Here is a 24,969-nt window from a genome sequence, read left to right on the forward strand (position 1 = left end):
GGCGGGGTCGGCCAATGACTGGCTCGACCCCGTCCAGGAAGCGCCGCTTCCGCAGGCGTGGAGCGGACGAAGCCGGCGCCACGGGCGACGGCGTGCGTGACGACGGGCGAGGCTCTTCCCCCACAGGATCAGCCTCGCTCGGACCGGCGGGCGCCCTCACCTCGGCGCCGGACGAGACGGCGGACGACAAGGAATCCGAGGTTGCCCGGAGAGCCGGGGCCAAGGGCCGTGTTGCCGCCGTCACGGGCGGGATGAAGGAAGGCGTGCGCAAGAGCGGGCGCGGCGCCAAGGCCGCCATCGGCCTGCTCGCCGACCGGATCATCGACATCGCCCCACGGGTCCCGGTCCGCGACCTGGCGACCCTCCGCAAGCAGTTCCCGGGCCTCGGCCCCGAGCAGCTCGCGGACAAACTCATCGCCGGTGCGGCCAACGCCTCGTCCACCGTGGGCGCGGGAGTGGGCGCCGCGGCGATGCTTCCGGTGCCGCCCGCGATGCCCGCCGAACTCGCGGCGGAGATCACCGGCGTCGCCGCCATCGAACTGAAACTGATCGCCGAGCTGCACGAGGTCTACGGACGACGGCCCGAGGGCACGCTCGCCCAGCGCAGCACGGCCTATCTGACCGCGTGGACGGAGGAGCGCGGCGTCGACGTGGGCAAGCCGTCGACGCTCAACGCGGCACTCGGCGGGCAGGTCAAGCGGGAGCTGCGCCAGCAGATCATGAAGCGCATGGTCCGGAACCTGCCGAACCTCATGCCCTTCATGGTGGGCGCCGCCGTCGGGGCGGTCATGAACCGCCGGGACACCAAGAAGCTGGCCTCGCGGGTCCGTGACGACCTGCGGAAGGCCCAGGTGCCGTGGGACTCCCTCCGGGAGCTGCCCTCTCTCGAAGCCCCCGCGAACGCGTTGCCGCCCGGGGAGTTCCCCAAGGAGCTCGGTTCCTGAGGGCGCTCACGAGGCGCTGTCCCGTACCGACTTCAGGGCCTCCGCCAGGGCCTCCGGGTGCCTCGTGGAGAGGTAGGCGTACGGAGTCGGGTCCTGCGGGTCGGTGATGTTCACGCGCAGAGCCGTCGGGATGTAGGCGCGCAGCAGCATGAAGGCGCGCGGATCGGCCTTGTAGGTGCGCCACGCGCGCGTCTCCTCGCCCTTGAGGACCTCCGCGTCACCCAGCGCCGACACCGGGATCCTCGCGTCTCCCGCGACCAGCGAGCCCGCCACCACACGGATCCGCACCGAGCCGTACGCACTGGTGACGACCGCCGCCACGGCGGTCCCGCCGACCAGGCCGCCGAGGAGCGGCAGTGTGCCGAACGGCAGCAGGACCAGGGCCATCGCGACACCTGTCAGGAGCGAGGCGAGCCACCAGGAGCGGGGTGCGGTCAGGCGTTCTTCGTAAGGCTGCATGCGACCAAGCTTGGCACGGTGCGCCGACAGGCTGACGCGAAGGTAAGGTCTGCGCCTGTGAGTGGTACATCTTCAGCTCTGACGCCCCCGGCCGAGGCCATAGCGCCCGTACGCCATCCTGACGCGCCCGCTCCCGGCGAGCTCATCGGTGCCCACTACGAACACTGTTTCGGCTGTGGGGGAGGGCAGGCGCACGGACTGCACCTGGCGGCGCGCGCCGGGGAGGGTGTGGCGATCACCGCCGAGTTCACCGTGCGCGAGGCGCACCAGGGCGCTCCGGGCCTCGCCCACGGCGGTGTCCTCGCCACCGCGCTCGACGAGACGCTGGGCTCGCTGAACTGGCTGCTGCGGGTGATCGCCGTGACCGGCCGCCTGGAGACCGACTTCGTACGGCCCGTGCCGCTGGGTACCGTGCTGTTCCTGGAGGCCGAGGTCACCGCCGTCGCCGGACGGAAGATCTACTCCACCGCCACCGGCCGGATCGGCGGCCCCGAGGGCCCCGTGGCGGTCCGCGCCGACGCCCTCTTCATAGAGGTGAAGGTCGACCACTTCATCGACAACGGCCGCCAGGAGGAGATCCGGGCGGCCATGAACGACCCGGACCGGATCCGGCGCTCCCGCGCCTTCGAGGTGAACCCGTGACGTCCCCTGCCCCCGACGACGGCCTGGCCGAGCTGAACGTGCTCATCAGGCGCGTCGACCCCGACGTCCCGCTGCCCGCGTACGCGCGGCCCGGTGACGCGGGTGCCGATCTGCGGACGACCGAGTCCCGCGAACTCGCGCCCGGCGAGCGCGCCGTCCTGCCCACCGGGGTGTCCATCGCGCTTCCCGAGGGGTACGCGGCCTTCGTGCACCCCCGTTCCGGGCTCGCCGCCCGCTGCGGTGTCGCTCTGGTGAACGCCCCGGGGACGGTGGATGCCGGGTACCGTGGAGAGATCAAGGTGATCGTGGTAAATCTCGATCCGCGCGACAGCGTGCGGTTCGAGCGCTTCGACCGGATTGCCCAACTGGTGGTCCAGCGGGTCGAGAAGGTGCGCTTCCAGGAGGTGGCGGAGCTTCCCGTATCGGCACGGGCCGAGGGGGGCTTCGGGTCCACCGGCGGCCATGCCGCCGTGGGTGCCGGCTCGGGCGAGCGCACGGGCGTGGACCCGAGCACGAGCGCGGGCGAACAAACGGGTGGGAATCGATACGCATCGGTCGTATCCGATCGGGAAGGACAGTGACGTGTTCGGACGTCGCAAGAAGGACAGTGCCGCCGAGGACGCGGCGGGCGCGGACGAGCAGGTCGTCGACAGCGTGGCCGACGACTCGGCCGGCGAATCGGCCGACGCCACGCGCTCGCGCGTGAGGCTTGAACCCGAGCCCCGTCCCGACGGACCCTGGGACATCTCCGAGGTCCGCGAGCCCGGCGAGGGCCGGGTGGACCTCGGCGGTCTCTTCGTGCCGGGGGTCGAGGGCATGGAGCTGCGGGTGGAGGTCGCGGGCGACGCGATCGTCGCGGCCACCGTCGTCCTCCAGGACAGCGCCATCCAGCTCCAGGGCTTCGCCGCCCCGAAGAAGGAGGGCATCTGGGGCGAGGTCCGCGAGGAGATCGCCACCGGCATCACCCAGCAGGGCGGTGTCATCGACGAGGTCGAGGGCTCCCTCGGCTGGGAGCTGCGCGCCCAGGTCCCGGTGCAGCTGCCGGACGGCACGGGCGGTGTGCAGGTCGTGCGCTTCATCGGTGTCGACGGCCCGCGCTGGTTCCTGCGCGGTGTGATCTCCGGGCAGGGCGCGGTGCAGCCGCAGGCCGCCGGGCTCCTCGAACAGATCTTCCGGGACACCGTCGTCGTGCGCGGCGAGGGCCCGATGGCGCCGCGCGACCCGATCGTCCTGAAGCTGCCCGAGGACGCGCAGATGGTCGCCGAGGGTGTCAAGGAGGAGCAGCAGGAGGGCTCGCGCTTCTCCGGCGGCATGGGCCAGCTCCAGCGGGGCCCCGAGATCACCGAGGTGCGCTGACCCCTCGGACCCCGTGCCCGCGCGGCACGGAGGCCGACGGACACCTCGTGCCGGTGCGGCGTGAGGGCTGACGGCCGATCAACTCCCTTGTGGCCCGCGGCGGTTCCGGTGTGTCCGGAGCGTTGCGGGCCACAGACGTGTCCGCCCATACTGTGCCGGTCACTGGGGGGAGACCGTGACGGTGAGGGGATCGGGCGTACCCGCGGCGGTGCGGGGGAGCCGGCGTCACGGGCTTGTCCTGGGGGCCGCCGGGCTCGCGGTGCTGCTCGCGGCCACCGTGCTGGCCGCCCTCGCGGCCCTCTCCGAGAAGTCCGTCGAGGGCGCGGTGCAGCGGCGGCTCGCCGCGGACCGGGACGCCGTCGTGGAGATCGCAGGACCCTATGCGGCGGGCGGCGTACGGGAGCTGGACCGTGCCGCCCGCGCCGCCCTCGCCCGTACCTACGGCGACGCGCCCCAGCACACCTGGGCGGCCCTGCGGGCCCCCGCCGCCCGCAACGACGAGCTCACCGTCACCGAGGCCGCGGGCCACCCGCGCAGGGACGCCACGCTCTCCGTCGTCGCCCCACAGGGCGTACGGCGGCACGCCTCACTCGTGGCGGGGCGGTGGCCGCGCTCCCGCGCCGGGGCGGTCGAGGCGGCGCTGACCGAGACGGCCGCCGCCGAGCTGGCCGTACGGCCCGGTGATCCGCTCGTCGTGCGGGGAGCGGGCGAACGGCTCGTACGGCTGAGGGTCGTCGGGCTGTACGCGGCCAAGGAGCGGGCGCCCGCCGTGTGGGCCTCGCTGAGCAGTACGTTCGGGGGGCCCGACACGATCGCGGTGGTGCCGCGCCGGGCGTTCGCCGCGCGGCCCGGCCTCGCGGGGGACGCGGCGGCGATGTGGCTGGGCGTGCCCGACGTCGACGGGCTGCGGCTCGGGGACATCGAGGCACTGCGGGAGCGGGCCGGGCGGTTCGCGGGCAGTGACGCCGCGCTCTCGGTGCTCGCGGGGCGGGCCGCGGGCGACGGTGTTGACCGGGTCGACGGCAAGGACCTCACCGTGTCCGCGGGGCTGCGCGGGGCGCTCGGCCGGCTCACCACACCGATCGCCGTGGCCCGCGCGGGGCTCTACGTGCCCGCGACGCTGCTCGCGGCGCTCGCCGTGGCCGTGCTCGTCCTCACCGCGCGGCAGCTCGCCGAACACCGGCGCCCGGAGCTCGCGCTGCTCGCCGCGCGCGGGGCGGGCGCCCGGCGGCTCGTCCTCGCCACGGCCGCGCTGTGGGCCTGCGCGGCCGTGCCCGCCGCGGTGGCCGCGCCGTTCCTCGCGGGGCCGCTCCTGCGCGGGCTCGCGGCGGCCGGACTCGTCGAGGGCGAGACACCGGGATCGGCGGCCACCGGCCTCGGGTGGGCGGCGGCGTCGGCCGCCCTCCTCGTGCACGGCGCCGCGGTGCTGCTGCCGACGGCCCGGGCGGTGCGCGACCGGCGGGCGGTGGCGCGGCTGCGGCTGCGGGTCGCGCGGTTCGCGGGGGTCCAGCGGTGGGGGGCCGACCTGGCGCTCGCCGCGGTCGCCGTCCTCGGCTGGCTCCAGCTGCGGCAGTACCGGTCCCCGGTGACCGGCGGCAACGGAGTCGACCCCGTCCTGGTGCTCGCCCCCGTCGTGATGACCGTGGCCGCGGCGCTGCTCGCCCTGCGGTTCCTGCCGCTCCTCGCCCGTGTCATCGACCCCCTCGCGCGGCGGAGCAGGGGCCTCGCGCTGCCGCTCGGCGGCTGGCAGATCGCGCGGCGCGCGGCACGGCACGCGGGGCCCGCGCTCGTGGTGACGCTCGCCCTCGCCGTCGCGGCGCTCAGCAGCACGGCGCTGGCGATCCTCGACCGGGGCGACCGGGACCAGGCCGCGTTCCAGGTCGGCGCCGACCTGCGGGTCGAGCCGGGCGAGGGGACACCGGCCGGGGAGCGGCGCACGCGGTACGAGGCGCTGCCGGGGGCCGAGGCCGTCACGCCCGTGATCACCTCCGAGGGGTACGTGGGGCAGGACGCGGTGGCCGTCACGGCCGTCAACACGGAGCGGGGCCCCGCGCCGGAGCTCCGCGGTGATCTCGCGGACGTGCCCGTGAGCGAGCTGGTGGGGCGGCTGGGGCGGGGGATTCCCGCGCATGGGCTTCCGGTGCGGTTGCCGGTCGGCGGTGCCGAGCGGGAGGTGCCGTTGCGCGTGCGGATGTCCGCCAGTGGCCGTGGCGAGGCGGTGCCCGTACGGCTCACCGTCTTCTACGAGGACGCGGACGGGCTCGGGCGCTCCGCCTCCGTGGTGATCGAGGAGGGTGGGGCCAGGGTCGTGCCGTTGCGGGTCGCGGTGCGCGGGCCGTCCCTGCGGGTGCTCCAGGTCGAGCTGAGCATGGTCGGTGAGCGCGTGCGGCGGACCTACCGGGTCACCGTCGACCAGGTGCCGGGGTTGCGGACGCCCGCGCGGTGGCGGGACCTGCGGGCCGACGCGCCCGACCGGGGCGTGGCCGGGTGCCCGGGGGCCGAGCGCCGGCCCCGGGGGCAGCGGGCCGCCGAGGGGGACGCGCCCGGGCCCGTGCTCTGCCGGGACAGGGCCGCGGCAGGCACGCTCATCGACGCCGTGCTCCGGGGGCCCGACGGGCGGCTCGAATACCCGCCGTGGGCGGTGCGGCTCGGCACCGACCGGGCCGAGGGACGGCCCGCCGCGCCCGTCCTCGCGGACGACCTCCTGCTGCGCTCCGGGAGTGTGCGGGTCGGGGACACCCTGACCTTGCGGCGCAGTACGGGCGGGAGCGCGCGGGTCCGGGTCGTCGGGCGGATCGCCGGGGTGCCGGGGGTGCCGCGTGACCGGCCGCGGCTGCTCGCGGACTCCCGGTGGATGGCGGCGCAGTGGGCGTTCGGCGGGGCGTTGCCCGGGGCCGACGAGGCCTGGTGGGTGGGGGTCAGGGGCGATGACGCGCGTCCGGCGCTCGCGGCCGTGCGGGCGCAGCCGCGGCTCGGGCGAGCCGTTGACGTGCCGCGGGCGCGGGACGCCCTGGCGGCTGATCCGCTGCGGCGCGGGGCTCGGGGCGCGTTGACGCTGTGCCTCGTCCTCGCGCCCGCCTTCGCGGTCATCGCGTTTGCCCTGCATACGGCGGTCTCGGCGCGGGACAGGGAACGGGAGTTCGCTCTGCTGCGGGCGCTCGGGGCACGGCGGCGGGAGCCGGCCATCTGCCTCTGGGTGGAGCAGATCGGGCTCGCGGGCGTCGCGGCGGCGCTTGGCACCGCGCTCGGGGCGGGGCTCGCGGCCCTGGTCATGCCGGTGGTGACGGTGGACGCCGAGGGGCGACCGGTCTTCCCTTCGCTGGTGGTGCGGGTGCCCTGGGAACGGGTGGCGGTCACGGGGGTGGTCACCGCGGCGGTGATCTGCGCGGTGGTGGCCGTGGCCGGGCGCGTCCTGGGACGAGTGGACCTGACTCGGGTGCTGCGGGCGGGGGACGGGAGGTGAGGGGGCCGCTGCGGGACGTGCCGCTCGCCGTGGGCCTTGCCGTGTTGGTCGCTGTGCTGGTGGCGGTCGGGGCCGGCGGGGGCGGGGTCCTTGAGCGGCTCGGGGGAGAGGCGCTGCGGGAGCGGCTGACGCAGGTCCAGCGGGCCGCCCCCGGGGTGGTGCACAGTGCGCGCTTCGATCCGGAGGACGCCGGGTCCGGGGCGACGGGGGATGACTTCGGGGAGGTCCTCGGCCGGTACGCGTCGGCCATCGAGAACGCCTCGCCCAAGGCTCTGGCGGGCGGGCTCACGCATGACGCCACGCGGATCGTCCTGCCCACCGTACGGGCCGACTTCGGTCCCGCCGGCGAGGCCGCGCTCTCCCTCGTGTACGCCTCCGACGCCCCGGAGCCCGCTCGTTACGTGGCCGGGCGGGCGCCTCGGGGGCGGGGGGAAGCGGTCGAGCTCGCCGTGTCCACGCGGACGCGTGACGCGCTGGGGCTGCGGGTCGGGCAGCGGGTCAGGATCGGGGGCGAGGCCCTGGAGAACGTCGACTCCGTGGCGCGTGTCGTGGGGGTCTTCCGGGCCGACGGCGAACGGCGGCTCTGGTCCGAACTGCCCTTGGTCGTGCGCCCGTCGCGGGCGGCGGGTGACGCGGACGCCGGGGCGCTGATCGCTCCCCGTGGCGTCGAGGTCCTTCAGCGGCAGGCCGGCGTCGAGCTGACCGTCGACTGGAACATGCGACTGGCGCTCGGGAGCGAGGCCGCGGGCCGGTTCGCCGGCGCGGGCGGGGAGCGGGAGTTCCAGCGGATCATGGCCCGCTATCCGCCCTCCGCGCGCGGGGCGTTCTGCGCTGCCGAAGGGGCGTACGGAGGCAAGCTGTGCCTTCTCGGGAACCATCGCGCCACGGAGCTGGAGACCGCCACGGAGCTACCGGACGCCATGGCGGAGTTCTCCCGGCGGTGGACGCAGGCCCGTGTCGTGATCTCGTTCGCCTGGGCCACGCTGCTCGGAGTGGGGCTCGCCGCCCTGGTCGTGACGGCCTTGCTGGTGGTGCGGCGGGCGCTCGGCGGGGACCGGTTGCGGCGGGCGCGCGGGGCGTCGGCCGGCGGGATCGCCCTGGGACGTGCCGTGTGGAGCGCGCCCGCCGTCCTTGCCGGGTTCGGTGGTGGCTGCGCGCTCGCCGGGGCGGTGACGGGGAGCCCGCCCTCGTACGGGGGCGGGCTGGTCGTCGCCCTGCTGTGCTCGGTGCCGCTGCCCGTGCTCACGTGGGGTGCCTTACGGGATGCGGCCCTGACGCGTGGGCGCGCCGGGCACCGGGGCGGGCGGCGGCTGGTCGGTGAGGCCGTCGTGCTGGTGCTCGCCGTGGGCGGAGTGTTCGCGTTGCGGGCGCGGGGGACCGAGGGGAGCGCGGGGCCGGATCCGCTGGTCGCCGCCGTGCCCGTGCTGCTCGGAGTCGCCACCGTGGTCCTGCTGGTGCGGTGCTACCCCTGGCCGGTGCGGGCCGTGGCACGGTGGTCGGCCGGGCGGCGGGGTGTCGTACCGCTCGTCGCGCTGTCCCGGGCGGCCAAGGAGGCTCCCGCGCGCGGGCTCGCGCTGCTCGTACTGGTGGTGACGCTCGCGGGAGCCGTCTTCGGGGGGCTCGTCTCGGGGACCTTGGTGGAGGGGCGGCGGGCGGCCGCCGCCTGGCAGGTCGGCGCCGACGCGTCGTTTCTGGGGGCGGGGGAGGACCCCGCCATGGCGGAGCGGCTCACGCGCGCGCGTGGCGTGCGGGAAACGGTCGCGGTGCGGCAGTTGCGGATCGATCCCCTGAGCGAGGCCGACGGGGAGCGGTACGGGATCTCCAGCCTGGTCGGGGTGGACACGAGCGCGTTGCGCGGCGCGGACCCGGGTTCAGCCGCCGCCCGTGCGCTGGACGACGCCGGACTCGACGGGGGCGGCGAGGGCGGTGACATCCGGGTGCTGGCCTCCGAGGGGCGGGCCGGTGAGCTGCTGACCTTCACCCGGCACGGGAAGGAGACGCGGATACGCGTCGTAGGGGCGCTGCCCGACGGCGTGGCGGGTGACCCCGCCCTCGGCCCCGTACGCGGTGCCACCGAGGCCCGGCAGCGTCTGCTGCTCGCCGACTCCAGTGACCTGGAGGGGTTCGCGGCCTCCGAGTCCGAGGAGAGCGCGCTGCTGCTCTACGGGGAGCGGCTCGACACCGCCGCGCTGCGTTCGCTCGTGCCGCGCACGGCGCCCGGAGCCGCCGGCGGTGAGCTGCGCGTCCTCGCCGAGGAGCGGGCCGAGGCGGCGGACGACGGGCTTGTCGCCGCCGTGGCCGCCGCCTACACCGCGTGCACCGCCCTCGCCGTCGTTCTCGCGCTGCTCGCCCTGGTCATCGATCTGTCGCTGTCGGCCCGGTCGCGTGGGCGCGTCGCCTCGTATCTCCGGACGCTCGGACTCGGCGGCCGTGCCGCCTCCGCGCTGCATCTGCTGCAACTGCTGCCGATGGTGTGCGCGGCCGTCGTGGGCGGTGTCGCGCTCGGGCTCGGCCTGCCCTCGCTGCTCGGGCCGGTGGTCGACCTGCGGGCGTTCACCGGTGGGCCGGTCGTGCCGGAGCGGCACGTCGATGTGTTCTTCGTCGCCGCCCTCGGCGCGGGGCTCGCTGTGCTGGGCGCCGCGGCCGTCGCCGTGGAGAGCCGGATCGGGCGCCGGCGGCGGCTGGGCGCTGTCCTGCGGCTCGGGAGAAGTGATGACTGATGACCCTGTGAGCGGTCTTGCGGACCTTGAGGCGCGGGCCCGCGCCCGGAGCCGGCCCGCGGAGGAGGACGGGCTCGTCGTCTGCGACAACCTCGTGCGGATCTACCGGACCGACGAGGTCGAGGTGCAGGCGCTGCAAGGGCTCGACCTCGTCGTCGCGGACGGTGAGTGCGTCGCTCTGGTCGGCGCCTCGGGGTCGGGGAAGTCCACGCTCCTGTCGATTCTGTCCGGGCTCGACCTGCCCACCGCGGGCCGCGTACGGGTCGCCGGACACGATCTGCTCGCCATGGGGCGCCGAGAGCGCCTGGAGTACCGGAGGCGGACCGTCGGCTTCGTGTGGCAGCAGACCGGGCGGAATCTCCTTCCCCATCTGACCGCGCTGGAGAACGTGGCGCTGCCGATGCGGTACGCGCGCGTGCCACGGCGTACGCGGGGCGAGAGGGCCGCCGAGCTGCTCGGCGTGCTCGGCGTCGCCCACTGCCGTGACCGGCGGCCCGGCGAGCTGTCCGGCGGCGAGCAGCAGCGCGTCGCCGTCGCGGTGGCCACGGCCAACTCCCCGCGCGTGCTGCTCGCCGACGAGCCGACCGGTGAACTGGACACGGCCGGCGGCGAGGAGGTCTTTGCCGCCCTGCGCCGCGCGAACGAGGAGCTCGGCGCGACCGTGCTCGTCGTCACCCATGACCCGCTCGTCTCCGGGCAGGTGCGGCGCACCGTACGCATCCGCGACGGGCGCACCTCCGCGGAGACACTGCGCGAAGAGGGCGGTGCGGGCGAGGAGTTCACGGTCCTGGACCGGACCGGACGCCTGCAACTGCCGGGCGACCTGGTGGAGCGGTACGGGTTGCGGGGGCGGGTACGGCTCACCGCGGAGACCGGCCATGTGGGGATATGGCCCGATACGTAATATCTCGATACGTAATACAGGGTGTGATGCGGATGGCAGGGGCCATGGTCGTCGTCGAGGATCTCCACCGGACCTACGGCAGCGGCGCCGCCGCCGTGCACGCGCTGCGCGGCGTCTCCTTCGCGGTGCCCCGCGGCGAACTCGTGGCCCTCAAGGGGCGCTCGGGGTCCGGCAAGACGACGCTGCTCAATCTGGTCGGCGGGCTCGACACCCCGGACCGGGGGAAGGTCACCGTAGACGGCGTGGAGCTCACGGCGCTGGGGGAGAGGGGCCTGCTCGAACTGCGCCGTGACCGTCTGGGGTTCGTCTTCCAGTCCTTCGGCCTCATCCCCGTGCTCACCGCCGCCGAGAACGCCGGCGTTCCCCTGCGGCTGCGCAGGGCCGACCCACGCGCGCGTGAGGAACGCGTCGCCCTGCTCCTCGCCCTCGTCGGCCTCACCGACCACGCCGCCCAGCGGCCGGGCGAGCTCTCCGGGGGCCAGCAGCAGCGCGTGGCCATCGCCCGCGCCCTCGCCAACGAACCCGCCCTGCTGATCGCCGACGAACCCACCGGTCAGCTCGACGCGGAGACCGGGCACGCCGTGATGGAGCTGCTGCGCGCGGTCGTGCGCAGCCAGGGCGTCACCGCCCTCGTCGCCACGCACGACGCGGCCCTGCTCGACCTGGCCGACCGGGTCCTGGAACTGCGCGACGGCGACATCGCCCGGCGGTGACCTGCCCCGCCGCGCCACCGGACGTCGCGGGGCGAGGCGTATCAGGGTTGTGTCAAGGGTGGCCTTCCGGCGACCCTCCGTCCGCATTGCCGGGTTTGCTGGCCGTAAGGTCGGCCCTGCGTACACAGCGGTTCCAGAAAGACAATGAGGCCATGGCACGCGGCAAGCTTCGGATATACCTCGGTGCGGCACCGGGCGTCGGCAAGACGTACGCGATGCTCTCCGAGGCACACCGTCGTGTGGAGCGGGGCACCGACTGCGCCGTCGGCTTCGTGGAGCACCACGACCGGCCGCGCACCGAGGTGATGCTGCACGGCCTGGAGGAGGTGCCACGCTCCACCCTGGAGTACCGCGGCACCGTCTTCACCGAGATGGACGTCGACGCCGTCCTGGAGCGTGCTCCCGCCGTCGCCCTGGTCGACGAACTCGCGCACACCAACGTCCCGGGCTCGCGCAACGCCAAGCGCTGGCAGGACGTGGAGGAGCTGCTCGCCGCCGGCATCGATGTCGTCTCCACCGTCAACATCCAGCACCTGGAGTCCCTCGGCGACGTCGTCGAGTCGATCACCGGGGTGCGCCAGCGCGAGACCGTGCCGGACGAGGTGGTGCGCCGCGCCGACCAGATCGAGCTGGTCGACATGTCGCCCCAGGCGCTGCGCCGCCGCATGGCGCACGGCAACATCTACAAGCCCGACCGGATCGACGCCTCACTCTCGAACTACTTCCGGCCCGGCAACCTGACGGCGCTGCGCGAGCTGGCGCTGCTCTGGGTCGCCGACCGCGTCGACGAGTACCTCCAGCAGTACCGGGGCGAGCACAACATCCGCTCCACCTGGCAGGCCCGCGAGCGCATCGTCGTCGGCCTGACCGGCGGTCCCGAGGGCCGTACGCTGATCAGGCGGGCGTCCCGGATGGCCGCCAAGGGCTCCGGCAGCGAGATCCTCGCCGTCTACATCGCCCGCAGCGACGGCCTGACGGCCGCGTCGCCCAAGGAGCTCGCCGTCCAGCGCACCCTGGTCGAGGACCTGGGCGGCACCTTCCACCACGTCATCGGGGACGACATACCGTCCGCGCTGCTCGACTTCGCGCGCGGTGTCAACGCCACCCAGATCGTCCTCGGCTCCTCGCGCCGCAAGACCTGGCAGTACGTCTTCGGGCCCGGTGTCGGCGTGACCGTCGCGCGCGACTCGGGGCCCGACCTGGACGTGCACATCGTCACGCACGGCGAGGTCGCCAAGGGCCGCGGCCTGCCCGTCGCCCGCGGCGCGCGCCTCGGCAGGTCCCGGATCGTCTCGGGCTGGCTGGTGGGCGTCGCGGGGCCGGTGCTCCTGACACTGCTGCTCACCCATGTCGACGCCGACCTCGGCCTCGCCAACGACATGCTGCTCTTCCTGACGCTGACGGTGGCCGCCGCGCTCCTCGGCGGGCTGTTCCCCGCGCTCGCGGCCGCGGCGGTCGGCTCGCTGCTCCTGAACTACTACTTCACGCAGCCGCTGCACCTGTGGACGGTCTCCGACAACAAGAACATCGTCGCCATCGCCGTCTTCGTGGGCGTCGCCGTGGCCGTCGCCTCCGTCGTGGACCTGGCGGCCCGGCGCACCCACCAGGCGGCCCGGCTGCGCGCCGAGTCGGAGATACTCTCCTTCCTCGCGGGCAGCGTCCTGCGCGGCGAGACCAGCCTGGACGCCCTCCTGGAGCGGGTCCGCGAGACCTTCGCCATGGACTCCGTGGCGCTCCTGGAGCGGGCGGGCGACAACGATCCCTGGACCTGCGCGGGCAGCGTGGGCGAGGGCCGCCCCTCCGCCCGCCCCGAGGACGCCGACGTGGACGTGCCGGTCGGCGACCACATGGCGCTCGCCCTGACCGGCCGGGTCCTGCCGGCGGCCGACCGCCGCGTCCTCGCCGCGTTCGCCGCGCAGGCGGCCGTCGTCCTGGACCGCCAGCGCCTGCAGTCCGAGGCGGACCGGGCCCACGCCCTCGCCGAGGGCAACCGCATCCGCACCGCGCTGCTCGCCGCCGTCAGCCATGACCTGCGTACGCCTCTCGCGGGCATCAAGGCGGCGGTGTCCTCGCTCCGCTCCGACGACGTCGAGTGGTCCGAGGAGGACGAGGCCGAGCTCCTGGCGGGCATCGAGGACGGCGCCGACCGCCTGGAGCACCTCGTGGGCAACCTGCTCGACATGTCGCGCCTCCAGACCGGCACCGTGACCCCGCTGATCCGGGAGATCGACCTGGACGAGGTCGTCCCGATGGCGCTCGGCGGCGTCCCCGCCGGCAGCGCGGAACTGGACGTCCCCGAGACGCTGCCGATGGTGGCCGTCGACAAGGGCCTGCTGGAGCGGGCGGTGGCGAACATCGTCGAGAACGCCGTCAAGTACGCCCCCGAGGGCCGGCCCGTCAAGGTCTCCGCCAGCGCCCTCGGCGAGCGGGTGGAGCTGCGCGTGGTGGACCGCGGCCCCGGGGTGCCCGACATCGCCAAGGACCGCATCTTCGCCCCCTTCCAGCGGTACGGTGACGCCCCCCGCGGCGCGGGCGTGGGCCTCGGCCTGGCCGTCGCCCGCGGCTTCGCCGAGGCCATGGGCGGCACCCTCACCGCCGAGGACACCCCCGGCGGCGGCCTCACCATGGTCCTCACCCTGCGGGCGGCGGCCGGCCGGCCACCCGCCCGCCCCGATCTCTCCGCGCAGGTCACCTCGTGACCCCGCACCAGCAGTCCGACCGTAGGTCCGAAAGGCAGGCCAGCATGACCCGGGTGCTCGTGGTCGACGACGAGCCGCAGATCGTCCGCGCGCTCGTGATCAACCTGAAGGCGCGCAAGTACGAGGTGGACTCGGCCCCCGACGGCGCCACGGCCCTCCAGGTGGCCGCCGCCCGCCACCCCGATGTGGTCGTGCTCGACCTCGGCCTGCCCGACATGGACGGCGTCGAGGTCATCAGGGGCCTGCGCGGCTGGACGCGGGTGCCGATCCTGGTCCTCTCCGCACGGCACAGCTCCGACGAGAAGGTCGAGGCGCTGGACGCGGGCGCCGACGACTACGTGACCAAGCCGTTCGGCATGGACGAGCTCCTCGCCCGGCTCCGCGCCGCCGTCCGCAGGGCCGAGCCCACCGGGCCCGGCGAGGACGACGTCCTCGTGGACACCGCGGACTTCTCCGTCGACCTGGCCGCCAAGAAGGTCAACAGGAACGGCCGCGACGTCCGCCTGACCCCCACGGAGTGGCACCTCCTGGAGGTCCTGGTGCGCAACACGGGCCGCCTGGTCAGCCAGAAGCAGCTCCTCCAGGAGGTGTGGGGGCCCTCCTACGGAACGGAGACCAACTACCTCCGCGTCTACATGGCGCAGCTCCGTCGCAAGCTGGAGGCCGACCCGGCGCACCCGCGCCACTTCATCACCGAGCCGGGGATGGGATACCGGTTCGAGAAGTGACCGAGCGGGCATACGCACAGATGAGCGCACTGCTTCATCCGGTGTCAGCGGCCCCCGGTAGGCTTTGTGTATGAGTGCTGCCTCAGATTCCGAAAAGCCGGCAGGCCGTTTCCGGCGCATGCTCGACCGGCTGTCCTCCTCGCAGGAGGATCTGGAGTCGGAGGAGCTGCGGGAGGACGCCGAGACCGCGGGCTGTGTCCGCATCGGCGACTGCCACGACCGCCAGATAGTCACCGTTACTGGTACCTTGCGCACGGTCACCCTCCGGCCGCGCGCCGGGGTCCCCGCGCTGGAGGCCGAGCTGTTCGACGGCTCGGCGGCGCTGGACGTGGTGTGGCTCGGCAGGCGCTCCATCGTGGGAATAGAGCCGGGGCGCAAGCTGATCGCGTCCGGCCGGATCTCGATGAGCCGGGGCCGCCGGGTGCTGTTCAACCCCAAGTACGAACTCAGACCGCTCGGACGGGAGTAGCCGGTGACGTCCCTCGACGACAAGCCGAAGGACCATGGGAACGACGACCGGGACGCGGATTCCAGGTCCGTGACCGAAGCAGCGCTCTTCGAGGCCTTCGGCGGCGTGCGGGGCATGGTGGAGACGGTCGTCCCCGGCCTGCTCTTCGTGACCATCTTCACGATCAACAAGGACCTGCACATGTCGGCCATCGCGGCCCTCGCGGTGTCCGTGGTGCTCGTCGTGGTCCGCCTGGCCATGAAGGGCACCGTCAAGCACGCCTTCAGCGGCGTCTTCGGGGTCGCCTTCGGTGTGGTCTTCGCGATGATGACCGGCAACGCCAAGGACTTCTACCTGCCGGGCATGCTCTACACCCTGGGCCTCGCCCTGGCCTACATCATCACGACCCTCGCGGGCGTGCCGCTGATCGGCCTCATCCTCGGCCCGGTCTTCAAGGAGAACCTCTCCTGGCGCACCCGCAACCCCGGCCGCAAGAAGGCGTACGCGAAGGCCAGCTATGCCTGGGGCCTCATCCTGCTCGCCAAGTGCGCGATCCTCTTCCCGCTGTACTGGTGGGGTGACACGACGCAGTTCGGCTGGGTCCTGGTCGCCCTGAAGATCCCGCCGTTCCTGCTCGCCGTCTACCTCACCTGGGTCTTCCTGGCGAAGGCCCCGCCGCCGATCGACGTCTTCGCCGAGATGGAGGCCGCCGAGAAGGCGGAGGAGGAGCGCAAGCGGGAGCGCCGCGAGGCCTGAGGTTCCTTGCCCGTACGAGATGGGGGGCGCCCGGTGACTTCACCGGGCGCCCCCCATCCACGTACAGGCCGTGGCGGCTAGCCCACCGCGTCCTCGCGGCGCACGGAGAGCAGGTCCTCGAGCTGCTCCTCGCGGGCCTGGGCCGCGACGAAGAGGAGCTCGTCGCCCGCCTCCAGGGAGTCGTCCGCGGTCGGCGCGAGGACGCGCGTACCGCGGATGATCGTGACGAGCGAGGTGTCCTCGGGCCACTGCACGGCGCCGACCTGCGTGCCCGCGAGGGCCGACTCGGGCGGCAGCGTCAGCTCGACGAGGTTCGCGTCGCCGTGGCTGAAGCGGAGCAGCCGGACGAGGTCGCCGACGCTCACCGCCTCCTCCACGAGTGCGGACATCAGACGCGGCGTGGAGACCGCGACGTCGACGCCCCAGGACTCGTTGAAGAGCCACTCGTTCTTGGGGTTGTTCACGCGGGCCACGACCCGCGGGACGCCGTACTCGGTCTTGGCGAGCAGCGAGACGACGAGGTTGACCTTGTCGTCGCCGGTCGCGGCGATCACCACGTTGCAGCGCTGGAGCGCGGCCTCGTCGAGGGAGGTGATCTCGCAGGCGTCGGCGAGCAGCCACTCCGCCTGCGGGACGCGCTCGACCGAGATGGCGGTCGGCGCCTTGTCGATGAGCAGAATCTCGTGCCCGTTCTCCAGGAGCTCACCGGCGATGGAACGGCCCACCGCGCCGGCTCCGGCAATGGCGACCCTCATCAGTGACCGCCCTCCTCAGGGCCTTCGGCGAACGCCGCTTCGACCTTGTCGACCTGGTCGGTACGCATCATCACGTGCACCAGGTCGCCTTCTTGCAGGACCGTCTGCGAGGTCGGCAGGACCGCCTCGCCCAGCCGGGTGAGGAAGGCCACGCGTACGCCGGTGTCCTCCTGGAGCCGGCTGATCTTGTGCCCGATCCAGGCGGGGGAGGTGTGCACCTCGGCGAGCTGCACACCGCCGGTGGGGTCGCGCCAGAGCGGCTCGGCCCCGGAGGGGAGCAGCCTGCGCAGCATCTGGTCGGCGGTCCAGCGGACCGTGGCGACCGTGGGGATGCCGAGGCGCTGGTAGACCTCGGCGCGGCGCGGGTCGTAGATGCGGGCCGCGACGTTCTCGATGCCGAACATCTCGCGGGCGACGCGCGCGGCGATGATGTTCGAGTTGTCGCCGCTGCTGACGGCGGCGAAGGCGCCCGCCTCCTCGATGCCGGCCTCGCGCAGGGTGTCCTGGTCGAAGCCGACGCCGGTGACGCGGCGACCGCCGAAGCCGGAGCCCAGGCGGCGGAAGGCCGTGGGGTCCTGGTCGACGACGGCGACCGTATGCCCCTGTTGTTCCAGGGTCTGCGCGAGAGCCGAACCGACTCTCCCGCAGCCCATGATGACGATGTGCACGACCGTCCTTCCGGCTGTGTCAATACTCTGTGCTCGGGCTGAACGGTAAAAGCGTCTCAGACCGGAGCCCAAGCTACACACGCGCGGTCCGCGGACGGCACCCCCGTGCACCTGCCGGACGGGTCGGTCCCGGCCTCAGTCCACGCTGCGCAGCAGTCCCTCGACGGTCCGCAGTCGGTGGCCGATCTCCACGAGCTGGAGACGGGTCGCCTCCTGCTCGGACCTGGCGCGTTCGACGACCGTGCGGTACTCGTGCATGGCGTCGGCGTACTGCCGGTCGCGCTCGCGGTTGCGCTGCGTCTGGAAGTAGGCGACGGCGACGATCGCGCCGGCGAGTATCAGGAAGAATGCGACCGGGATGATCACGTCGTCCACTAGGGCGTCCCCTTTTCTGAGTGCTGTTCGTCGTCACCGGTCCGGTCCGTCCCGTCAGGCCGGGCTTTCTGGGCCTGACGGGCGGCAGCGGTGATCGTGTCCACGTTCAGACGCACGTCGAACGGCGCGAGTTCGAAGTACTTGAGCGCCTTGCCGTCGTCGGAGAGTTCCAGGCGGCCGACGACGAGGCCCGCCTTCTCCATGCGTTCGAGGTGCATGTAGAGCAGGGGGCGGGATACCCCGAGCCGCCGGGCCAGTTCGCTGACGTACAGCTGGCCGGACGAGAGCTCGTTGATGATCCGGATGCGCTGGGCGTGGCCGACCGCCGCGAGAAAAGCCAGGAGCTCCTCGCTGTCCATGGTCCGCCTTCGCGCTGGTCCCGAAACCTGTCAGCCAAGACTTACGCATGACGGGAACGGCTGTCAAACCCCATCTGTAGCGCCACCTGTAGCACCACCTGTAGCGGTCCCGCTGATGGTTGACATCTCGAACCTTCACCTGTCAGTGTCCTCTTACACATGGCATGGCATGAAGGATGAATGAAGGACGAGGGGTGGAGAAGCATGGCAAGGGGCGGGACGAGCAGGGGCAGACGATCGGTCACGGTGCGCGTCGCACGATGGAGCGCGCTGCACCCGTGGCGGGCGATCATCGGCTGGCTGGCCTTCGTGGTGCTGTGCCTCGGGGGCGGCATCGCCGCCGGCATGAATAGCGCCACCACGGAGGACTACCGCGTCGGTGAGGCGGGCCGGGCCGAAGCCCTGGCGGCCGAGGGCGGTGTCCAACTGCGGCCCACCGAGCAGGTGCTGATCCGCGCGGAGACGGGCCGGCTCGACGAGGCGGCGGCCGGCGAGGCGGTGAAGGACGTCACCGCGCGGATGAAGGCGCTGCCCGAGGTCGCGTCGGTGGCGCCGCCGGTGCGCTCCGCCGACGGACGGGTCCTGCGCGTCCAGGTGGAGCTGCACGGCCCCGACCAGGACGCCAAGAAGAACGTCATCCCGTTGCAGGACGCGACCGAGAAGATCAAGAAGGCCCACCCGGACCTGGTGATCGAGGAGACCGGCTCGGGCTCCGTGAGCAGGGGCGTCAACGACCAGCGCGGCAAGGACCTCGCCTTCTCCGAGACGATCACCCTGCCCATCACGCTCATCACGCTGGCCGTGGTCTTCGGCTCGGTGGTCATGGTCGGCGTACCGCTGCTGCTCGCCGTCACCTCGATCATGGCGACGATGGGCCTGGCGATGGCGGCCTCGCACCTGCTGCCCGACGCCGGGGTCGGGATGAACATGATCCTGCTGATCGGCATGGCCGTGGGCGTCGACTACACGCTCTTCTACCTCAAGCGGGAACGCGAGGAACGGGCCCGCGCGGGTGGCCGCCTGACCTCCGAGGCGCTCGTCGAGGCCGCCGCCGCGACGGCCGGCCGCGCGATCGTGGTCTCGGGTCTCGCCGTGATCGTCTCCACCGCCGCGCTCTACCTGGCCGGTGACGTCATCTTCGACTCCCTCGCCACCGGCACCATCCTGGTCGTCGCCGTCGCCGTGGTCAGCTCCGTGACCGTGCTGCCCGCGCTGCTCGTCAAGCTCGGCAAGCGCACGGAACGCCGTGCGGCCAAGCGCGTGGCACGGGGCAAGCCGGTACGCCCGTACGCGGAGGAGAAGCCCGGACGCCTCTGGAACGCACTGCTCACGCCCGCGCGCAAGCGGCCCGCGCTCACGCTCGGCCTGTCGGTCCTCGTCCTGCTCGGCCTGGCGCTGCCCGCGCTTGACATGAAGCTCAAGGACCCCGCCCGCGACAGCTTCTCGCGCGGGATCCCGGCGATGAAGGGGTACGACCGGCTGCTCGCCGCCTTCCCCGAGCAGCGTATGCGCCACCAGGTCGTGGTGCGCGCCGAGGCCTCGCGGGCCGACGAGGTCAAGGCGGCCCTCCGCCGGCTCGACCGCTTGGCGCAGGCCGATCCGCTCTTCTCGGACCACTCGGCGCGCGGCGGACCGGAGGGCGACCGCTCGGCGGCCGACGGCTCGGGCGGTGACTCCTCAGGTGGTCCGCTCCTCCGCTCCTCGGAGGACCTGAGGACCACGACACTCGAACTCAACGCGCCGCACCCCACGTACTCGGACAAGGCCGCCACCTCCCTGGCCCACCTCCGCGACGACTACCTGCCCGCGACCGTCGGCAAGCTGTCCGGCGGCGTCGAGACCGCCGTCACCGGCGAGGTGCCGCGCGGCACCGACTACATCGAGCACCAGAACCAGAAGCTGCCGCTGGTCCTCGGCTTCCTGCTCCTGATGACCTTCGCGATGACGGTGTACGCGTTCCGCTCGGTCGTCCTCGGACTGCTCGGCGTCGGGCTCAACCTGCTCTCCGCCGCCTCCGCGCTCGGGCTGCTCGTCCTCGTCTTCCAGGGCGACTGGGCCGAGGAGCTGCTCTCCTTCGTCTCCCTCGGCGGGATCTCCTCCCGGGTGCCGCTCTTCCTCTTCGTGATCCTCTTCGGGCTCTCGATGGACTACCAGGTCTTCGTGGTCAGCCGGATCCGTGAGGCCGCCCTGAACGGCGTGCCCACCAGGGAGGCTGTCCTCGGCGGCATCGCGTCCTCCGCCAAGGTCGTCACCAGCGCCGCGATCGTCATGGTCACCGTCTTCGCGAGCTTCGTGATGCTGCACATCCTGGAGATGAAGCAGATGGGCTTCGTCCTCGCGGCAGCCGTCCTGCTCGACGCCTTCGTGATCCGTGTCATGATCCTGCCCTCCGCGCTGCTCCTGCTCGGCCGCGCCACCTGGTGGCCGTCCGGCGCGGTCCGCCGCGCACAGGCGAGGGCGGTGCAGGATCGCACAGAGCGGTTCACCGGAGCAGATGGGGGTGGTGGGTGGGCGGCCACCCATTCCACCGCTTACGATCCTCTGCGTGTCCAAACTGACCGACGTGCCCAAACGGATTCTCATCGGGCGCGCACTGCGCAGTGATCGGCTCGGAGAAACGCTCCTGCCGAAGCGCATCGCACTCCCCGTCTTCGCGTCCGACCCGCTCTCCTCCGTGGCGTATGCGCCGGGAGAGGTTCTTCTCGTCCTCTCCATCGCGGGCGTCTCGGCGTACCACTTCAGCCCGTGGATCGCCGTCGCGGTCGTGGTCCTGATGTTCACCGTCGTCGCGTCGTACAGACAGAACGTGCACGCCTACCCGAGCGGTGGTGGCGACTACGAGGTCGCCACCACCAACCTCGGCCCCAAGGCCGGCCTCACCGTCGCGAGCGCCCTGCTCGTCGACTACGTCCTGACCGTCGCCGTCTCGATCTCCTCCGGCATCGAGAACCTCGGCTCGGCGGTTCCCTTCGTGGTCGAACACAAGGTGCTCTGCGCCGCGGCCGTGATCCTTCTCCTCACGGTGATGAACCTGCGCGGCGTGAAGGAGTCGGGCAAGCTCTTCGCCATCCCGACCTACGTGTTCGTGGCCGGCGTCTTCATCATGATCGTGTGGGGCGCCTTCCGGGGCATCGTCCTCGACGAGACGATGAAGGCGCCGACCGCCGACTACGAGATCAAGCCCGAGCACGGGGGCCTGGCGGGCTTCGCGCTGGTCTTCCTGCTCCTGCGCGCCTTCTCCTCCGGCTGCGCCGCGCTCACCGGCGTCGAGGCGATCAGCAACGGCGTCCCGGCCTTCCGCAAGCCGAAGAGCAAGAACGCGGCGAGCACCCTGACGCTGATGGGCGTCCTCGCCGTCACCATGTTCTGCGGCATCATCGCGCTCGCCATGACGACCAAGGTCCGCATGGCGGAGTACCCGGGCAAGGACCTCTTCCACAACGGAGTGCCGGTCGGCGCCGACTACGTCCAGAACCCGGTGATCTCCCAGGTCGCCGAAGCCGTCTTCGGCCACGGCAGCTTCCTCTTCATGATCCTCGCCGCCGCCACCGCGCTGGTCCTCTTCCTCGCGGCCAACACGGCGTACAACGGCTTCCCGCTGCTCGGCTCGATCCTCGCGCAGGACCGCTACCTGCCGCGCCAGCTCCACACCCGCGGCGACCGCCTGGCCTTCTCCAACGGCATCGTGCTCCTCTCCGGAGCCGCGGCCCTGCTGGTCGTCATCTACGGCGCGGACTCGACCCGCCTCATCCAGCTCTACATCGTCGGTGTCTTCGTCTCCTTCACGCTCAGCCAGATCGGCATGGTCCGGCACTGGAACCGCCACCTGGCGGGCGAGCGGGACCCGAACAAGCGCCGCCACATGATCCGCTCCCGCGCGATCAACACCTTCGGCGCGTTCTTCACCGGCCTCGTCCTGGTCGTCGTACTCGTCACCAAGTTCACGCACGGCGCCTGGGTCGCGCTGCTCGGCATGTGCATCTTCTACGTGACGATGAGCGCGATCCGCCGCCACTACGACCGTGTGGCCGAGGAGATCGCCGCCCCGGAGACCCCCGACGACGACAGCATGCGCCCGTCCCGGGTCCACTCGATCGTCCTCGTCTCCAAGATCCACCGCCCGACGCTGCGCGCCCTCGCGTACGCGAAGCTGATGCGCTCGAACACCCTTGAGGCGCTCAGCATCAACGTCGACCCGGCGGAGACCAAGGCCCTCAAGGAGGAGTGGGAGCGGCGCGGGATCACGGTCCCGCTGAAGGTCCTCGACTCGCCCTACCGCGAGATCACCCGGCCGATCATCGAGTACGTCAAGAACCTGCGCCGCGAGAGCCCGCGCGACGTGGTCAGCGTGGTCATCCCGGAGTACGTGGTGGGCCACTGGTACGAGCACCTCCTGCACAACCAGAGCGCGCTGCGCCTGAAGGGCCGCCTACTCTTCACCCCCGGCGTCATGGTGACGTCCGTCCCCTACCAGCTCGACTCCTCCGAGGCCGCGAAGAAGCGGGCCCGCAAGCGCTCGGAGTGGAACGCGCCGGGTGCGGTGCGCCGGGGCCCGGTGGAGAAGCCGAAGCGGACGAAGGAGCCGACGAGCAAGAAGGAGCCGACCAGCAAGAAGGGCTGAGGCCGGGGGCAGGGCTTCGGGCACGGCTTGCGGCACGGGCTTGCGGCACGGCCGTGGGCAGGGCTTCGGGCACGGCTCCCAGGCACGCCTCCGGGCACGGCTTCGACACTGCTTAGGCATGGCGCTGGCGTGGCTTAGGCAAGGCTTATGGCGAGCGGCCGGGCGGCACCCACGTAGACTGGTGGGCTGTTGTCCGGCCGTACCCCTTTTTACGTTGTGGAGCCACCCGCCATGCAGGCAGAACCGAAGAAGACGCAGGCGGGGAACGCGGAGGACGCGCGGCCCGCGGCCACGTCGCTGATCGGCCAGGAGTACGAGGTGGAGATCGGCCCCGTCGCGCACGGCGGCCACTGCATCGCCCGTACCGCCGAGGGCCAGGTGCTCTTCGTACGGCACACGCTGCCGGGCGAGAAGGTCGTCGCCCGTGTGACGGAGGGCGAGGAGGGGGCCCGCTTCCTCCGCGCGGACGCGGTGCGGATCCTGACGGCGTCCAAGGACCGCGTCGAGGCCCCCTGCCCCTACGCCGGCCCCGGCCGCTGCGGCGGCTGCGACTGGCAGCACGCGAAGCCGGGCGCGCAGCGCCGCCTCAAGGGCGAGGTCATCGCCGAGCAGCTGAAGCACCTGGCGGGGCTGACCCCCGAGGAGGCCGGCTGGGACGGCACGGTCATGCCGGCGGAGGGCGACAAGGTCCCTGCCGGAGAGGTCCCGTCCTGGCGTACGCGCGTGCAGTACGCGGTGGACGAGGACGGCAACGCGGGGCTTCGCCGCCACCGCTCGCACGAGATCGAGCCGATCGAGCACTGCATGATCGCGGCGGAGGGCGTCTCGGAGCTCGGCATCGAGAAGCGCGACTGGTCGGGCATGGAGTCGATCGAGGCGATCGCGGCGACGGGTTCGCAGGACCGCCAGGTGATCCTGGCCCCGAAGCCCGGCGCGCGCCTGCCGATCGTCGAGCTGGACAAGCCGGTGTCCGTGATGAGGATCGGCGAGAAGGACGGCGGAACGCACCGCGTCCACGGCCGCGCCTTCGTGCGCGAGCGGGCGGACGGCCGCACCTACCGCGTCGGCAGCGGCGGCTTCTGGCAGATCCACCCGAAGGCGGCGGACACGCTGATGCTCGCCGTGATGCAGGGCCTCACGCCCCGCAAGGGCGACACGGCCCTCGACCTCTACTGCGGCGTCGGCCTCTTCGCGGGCGCGCTGGCCGACCGCGTCGGCGAGAAGGGCGCGGTGCTCGGCATCGAGTCCAGCAAGCGCGCGGTGGAGGACGCCCGCCACAACCTGGCCGCCTTCGACCGCGTCCGCATCGAGCAGGGCAAGGTCGAATCGGTCCTCCCGCGCACGGGCATCACCGAAGCCGACCTGATCGTCCTGGACCCGCCGCGCGCGGGCGCGGGCAAGCAGACGGTCAAACACCTGGCGAGCCTGGCCCCGCGCCGCATCGCCTACGTGGCCTGCGACCCGGCGGCCCTCGCCCGCGACCTGGGCTACTTCCAGAAGAACGGCTACCGGGTGCGGTCGCTGCGGGCGTTCGACCTGTTCCCGATGACGCACCACGTGGAGTGCGTCGCGATCCTTGAGCCTGCCGCAAAGGGCGTCTGACCTGCGGGTTCGTGCGGTGTGCGTTATGTGTACTGTGGGCGTTACGGGCGATATCTTGACGCTGAAATGACGCTCTCAGAGGCATCGTGACGCTCATTTGACGCTCGTTCTGATGGCCCGTCAGGCGCCTTGCCCCGCTGATCAGGCGGCCTCCTGGCTGCGCGGGTGTGGCAAGGCGTCGGGCGCCTGCTACTGGGCCGAGTTGGTCCGCACCTGGTCCGGATCTTGAGGCGTGGTTTGTGGCGCTGAGGTGCGACTCCTGCGGTACGACATGGCACAGGTAGGCGGAGCCGTCTTCTGACGTCCACGTGGTCCGAAACGATGTCGTTTGCGTAGGCGGATTCTGTGGCCCCGGAGCGTCTACGGGGTTGGTGTCACGCCGGTGACGCCTGAGGCGCTTCTGGCGGCTTGGGTCGGCGGGGCAGCGGGCGAATGTGGGGGCGGCGAGGGTGGCCTGTCGCTCCAAGCGTGATCGGACCATCCCGGCGCCGCCCTGGCCAGGTCAGTCCATCGCGTCGGGCATCGTGAACCTGGACTTTGAACGCGCCGCTTGTTTGCGCGAGCTGTTGCGGTCGCCCTGTCACTCGGCCGCGTTGCGGTCAAGGCATGGAGATCTCCGAGCAGGTCGTCATCCCCGACGATTCCGATCGCACCTGGCGCTTGGTCATCGACCCGCAGCATGTCCGGCAGTGGCCTGACGCTCACCGGGGACGACACGCCACCGGCGCCACTGGGCGCCACCTACGCGGGCGAGGGA

Annotated in this window: 20 protein-coding genes; 15 read left to right on the top strand and 5 right to left on the bottom strand. The window is 72.6% G+C overall.

Annotation, left to right across the window (positions count from 1 at the left end):
- Positions 1-14: 14 nt before the first annotated feature.
- Positions 15-944: a hypothetical protein gene (locus tag ACRAKF_RS28860; protein WP_447040457.1), complete on the top strand. Its 930-nt coding sequence runs from the start codon at positions 15-17 to the stop codon at positions 942-944.
- A gap of 6 nt (positions 945-950) precedes the next feature.
- Here ACRAKF_RS28860 and ACRAKF_RS28865 read toward each other — a convergent pair whose 3' ends face one another.
- A complete protein-coding gene (locus ACRAKF_RS28865) occupies positions 951-1,403 on the bottom strand; it encodes a DUF3093 domain-containing protein (protein WP_447040458.1) in 453 nt (150 codons plus the stop codon).
- A gap of 57 nt (positions 1,404-1,460) precedes the next feature.
- Between ACRAKF_RS28865 and ACRAKF_RS28870 the strand changes: the two genes are divergently transcribed.
- The 11 genes from ACRAKF_RS28870 to ACRAKF_RS28920 all read left to right on the top strand — a co-directional run bounded on the left by ACRAKF_RS28870 (position 1,461) and on the right by ACRAKF_RS28920 (position 15,832).
- The gene (locus tag ACRAKF_RS28870) at positions 1,461-2,045 is read left to right on the top strand and encodes a PaaI family thioesterase (protein WP_447040459.1); all 585 of its coding nucleotides are present in this window, start codon (positions 1,461-1,463) and stop codon (positions 2,043-2,045) included.
- Complete coding sequence (dut, locus tag ACRAKF_RS28875) at positions 2,042-2,626, top strand: dUTP diphosphatase (RefSeq protein WP_447040460.1); 585 nt, start codon at positions 2,042-2,044, stop codon at positions 2,624-2,626. The genes ACRAKF_RS28870 and dut overlap by 4 nt, the downstream gene beginning before the upstream one ends.
- A gap of 1 nt (position 2,627) precedes the next feature.
- Positions 2,628-3,401, top strand: coding sequence for a DUF3710 domain-containing protein (locus ACRAKF_RS28880; protein ID WP_447040461.1), 774 nt, complete (start codon positions 2,628-2,630; stop codon positions 3,399-3,401).
- Between the two features lie 175 nt (positions 3,402-3,576).
- Positions 3,577-6,864 carry an FtsX-like permease family protein gene (locus tag ACRAKF_RS28885; protein ID WP_447040462.1) on the top strand — a complete coding sequence of 1,096 codons (3,288 nt, stop codon included), beginning with the start codon at positions 3,577-3,579 and terminating at the stop codon, positions 6,862-6,864.
- Positions 6,861-9,584, top strand: coding sequence for a hypothetical protein (locus ACRAKF_RS28890; RefSeq protein WP_447040463.1), 2,724 nt, complete (start codon positions 6,861-6,863; stop codon positions 9,582-9,584). The genes ACRAKF_RS28885 and ACRAKF_RS28890 overlap by 4 nt, the downstream gene beginning before the upstream one ends.
- Positions 9,577-10,488, top strand: coding sequence for an ABC transporter ATP-binding protein (locus ACRAKF_RS28895; protein WP_447040464.1), 912 nt, complete (start codon positions 9,577-9,579; stop codon positions 10,486-10,488). Before ACRAKF_RS28890 ends, ACRAKF_RS28895 begins: the two co-directional genes overlap by 8 nt.
- 32 nt (positions 10,489-10,520) lie before the next feature.
- Positions 10,521-11,201, top strand: coding sequence for an ABC transporter ATP-binding protein (locus tag ACRAKF_RS28900; RefSeq protein ID WP_447040465.1), 681 nt, complete (start codon positions 10,521-10,523; stop codon positions 11,199-11,201).
- Between the two features lie 152 nt (positions 11,202-11,353).
- Positions 11,354-13,900 (top strand): ATP-binding protein, encoded by a 2,547-nt coding sequence (locus ACRAKF_RS28905; RefSeq protein WP_447040466.1) that lies wholly within the window; start codon positions 11,354-11,356, stop codon positions 13,898-13,900.
- Positions 13,901-13,944: 44 nt separating this feature from the next.
- Positions 13,945-14,628 (top strand): response regulator, encoded by a 684-nt coding sequence (locus ACRAKF_RS28910; RefSeq protein WP_447040467.1) that lies wholly within the window; start codon positions 13,945-13,947, stop codon positions 14,626-14,628.
- Between the two features lie 70 nt (positions 14,629-14,698).
- On the top strand, positions 14,699-15,097 hold the full coding sequence (locus ACRAKF_RS28915; RefSeq protein WP_447040468.1) for an OB-fold nucleic acid binding domain-containing protein: 399 nt from the start codon (positions 14,699-14,701) through the stop codon (positions 15,095-15,097).
- 3 nt (positions 15,098-15,100) lie between these two features.
- Complete coding sequence (locus ACRAKF_RS28920; protein WP_447040469.1) at positions 15,101-15,832, top strand: DUF3159 domain-containing protein; 732 nt, start codon at positions 15,101-15,103, stop codon at positions 15,830-15,832.
- A 77-nt stretch (positions 15,833-15,909) separates the two neighbouring features.
- Here the strand turns inward: ACRAKF_RS28920 and ACRAKF_RS28925 are convergent, their stop codons facing one another.
- From ACRAKF_RS28925 to ACRAKF_RS28940, 4 genes are all read right to left on the bottom strand, one after another.
- Entirely contained in the window at positions 15,910-16,587 is a 678-nt protein-coding gene (locus tag ACRAKF_RS28925; RefSeq protein ID WP_447040470.1) for a potassium channel family protein, read from the bottom strand.
- Positions 16,587-17,255: a potassium channel family protein gene (locus ACRAKF_RS28930; protein WP_447040471.1), complete on the bottom strand. Its 669-nt coding sequence runs from the start codon at positions 17,253-17,255 to the stop codon at positions 16,587-16,589. Before ACRAKF_RS28930 ends, ACRAKF_RS28925 begins: the two co-directional genes overlap by 1 nt.
- A gap of 135 nt (positions 17,256-17,390) precedes the next feature.
- Entirely contained in the window at positions 17,391-17,630 is a 240-nt protein-coding gene (locus ACRAKF_RS28935) for a hypothetical protein (RefSeq protein WP_447040472.1), read from the bottom strand.
- Positions 17,630-17,989, bottom strand: coding sequence for an ArsR/SmtB family transcription factor (locus ACRAKF_RS28940; protein ID WP_447040473.1), 360 nt, complete (start codon positions 17,987-17,989; stop codon positions 17,630-17,632). The genes ACRAKF_RS28935 and ACRAKF_RS28940 overlap by 1 nt, the downstream gene beginning before the upstream one ends.
- Before the next feature lie 204 nt (positions 17,990-18,193).
- On the opposite strand from ACRAKF_RS28940, the gene ACRAKF_RS28945 reads away from it, so the two are divergent.
- From ACRAKF_RS28945 to ACRAKF_RS28955, 3 genes are all read left to right on the top strand, one after another.
- Positions 18,194-20,593, top strand: coding sequence for an MMPL family transporter (locus ACRAKF_RS28945; RefSeq protein WP_447040474.1), 2,400 nt, complete (start codon positions 18,194-18,196; stop codon positions 20,591-20,593).
- On the top strand, positions 20,535-22,610 hold the full coding sequence (locus ACRAKF_RS28950) for an APC family permease (RefSeq protein WP_447040475.1): 2,076 nt from the start codon (positions 20,535-20,537) through the stop codon (positions 22,608-22,610). Before ACRAKF_RS28945 ends, ACRAKF_RS28950 begins: the two co-directional genes overlap by 59 nt.
- A gap of 231 nt (positions 22,611-22,841) precedes the next feature.
- Positions 22,842-24,212: a class I SAM-dependent RNA methyltransferase gene (locus tag ACRAKF_RS28955; protein ID WP_447040476.1), complete on the top strand. Its 1,371-nt coding sequence runs from the start codon at positions 22,842-22,844 to the stop codon at positions 24,210-24,212.
- Positions 24,213-24,969 lie beyond the last annotated feature (757 nt).

It is taken from the genome of Streptomyces sp. DSM 118878 (assembly GCF_052936595.1).